The following is a 1,621-nucleotide window of genomic DNA, read 5'->3' on the forward strand; positions in this document are numbered from 1 at the left end:
GTATAGCCCGATCAAGGTTGCTGTTTCTACATGTCCAAACTGTGGCGAACCAAAACAGCCACACAGAGTTTGCTTACACTGTGGCTTTTACGGAGGAAGACAGATTCTTGAGATCGGTGAGTAGTAGATGCAAGGCATAAAGATTGCCCTCGATGCCTTCGGTGGAGACAGCGCCCCGGAAGTCAACATAGATGGCTCTTTTCTTGCCCTTAAGGAGTTTCAGGATCTACAGATAGTTCTGGTCGGCAGAGAAGAAGAACTGAAGCCCCTGTTGAAACAGACTCCAGAGACCTCAAGAATTTCAATAGCTGATGCGAGAGAGGTTTTTCCGATGTCGGAGAAGCCTTCTCTTTTGTTGAGAAAGAAGGACACTTCTCTCTACAAAGCCGCTCTTCTAGTGAAGGAAGGAAAAGTCGATGCTCTTGTATCAGCAGGGAATACAGGCGGAGTTCTTGCTGCTGCGCTCTTCGTGGTTGGCAGAATAAAGGGTGTAGATCGTGGTGCAATTGCTGTTCTTATTCCTTCTAAGAACGGTTTCACTGTACTCATTGATGCAGGTGCAAATACGGAGGTAAGAGCAGAACATCTGCGTGATTTTGGCACGATGGGCTATGAATATGCGAATCTTCTCGGAAGAGATAGCCCCAGAGTCGGTCTGCTCAATGTAGGAGAAGAGCAGGAAAAGGGTACAGAACTGACGAAACTGGCTTATGACTACTTGAGGACCGAGTTAGGAAGTAGTTTTATTGGAAATGTTGAGGGCAGAGATATAAATTATGGCGATGTTGATGTGGTTGTCTGCAGTGGATTCGACGGAAACGTTGCAATGAAAGCAATGGAAGGAACAGGGAAGTTGATTTCCGAGACGCTTAAGAGAGAGATCAAGAATAGCGGCCTGTTTGGTCTCATTGGTGCTCTTTTTCTTAAGCGAGCACTGGGAAGACTAAAGAAGGCGATGGACCCAAGCGAATACGGCGGGGCCTTTGTTCTCGGAGTTAAAGGGGCTGTCGTTAAGGCTCACGGAAACTCAAACGCTCTCGCAATAAAGAATGCGATCAGAGTAGCCTATCAAGGGGTTAAGGGCGATCTTGTCAAGAACCTTGAAAACAAGCTTGGGGGAAAGTAGCGTGTGCGGCATCGTAGGAATGGTAGGCAAAGACCTTACAATCAGGAAGTTGGTCGATGCTTTGAAGAAGCTCGAGTACAGGGGATATGATTCGGCCGGTGTCGCCGTGAACAACGGAAATGAATTGAAAGTTATGAAGGCCGTCGGAAAGATCTCCTCTCTTGAGAAGCTTCTGGACGGAGATCTTGATTCGGCCGTTGTACAGGGAATAGCCCATACAAGGTGGGCAACCCACGGAGGACCGTCTGATTTCAACGCTCATCCCCATACTGACTGCACCGGGAAAATTGCGGTTGTACACAACGGGATAATTGAGAACTTCGATGAACTGAGGGTCGAGCTTGAGAAGAAGGGCCACATATTCAAATCGGTAACCGACACGGAGGTAATCGCCCATCTGATTGAAGATCACTATTCGGGCGATATTGTTGCTGCTGTAAGACATATGTTAGTTGATCTGGAAGGCGCATACGCAATTGGCGTCGTCCATCAGGA

Annotated in this window: 3 protein-coding genes; all 3 read left to right on the forward strand. The window is 47.7% G+C overall.

From position 1 onward, the window contains the following. Nucleotides 1-124, forward strand: a 124-nt coding sequence (locus tag ENN47_03190; GenBank protein HDP77187.1) for a 50S ribosomal protein L32, incomplete at its 5' end; no start/stop codon positions are given. A 3-nt stretch (nt 125-127) separates the two neighbouring features. After that, on the forward strand, nt 128-1,126 hold the full coding sequence (plsX, locus tag ENN47_03195) for a phosphate acyltransferase PlsX (GenBank protein ID HDP77188.1): 999 nt from the start codon (nt 128-130) through the stop codon (nt 1,124-1,126). Nucleotide 1,127: 1 nt separating this feature from the next. Next, on the forward strand, nt 1,128-1,621 hold a 494-nt coding region (locus ENN47_03200; GenBank protein HDP77189.1), incomplete at its 3' end, for a glutamine--fructose-6-phosphate aminotransferase.

This window comes from Mesotoga infera (assembly GCA_011045915.1).
GTDB lineage: Bacteria > Thermotogota > Thermotogae > Petrotogales > Kosmotogaceae > Mesotoga > Mesotoga infera_D.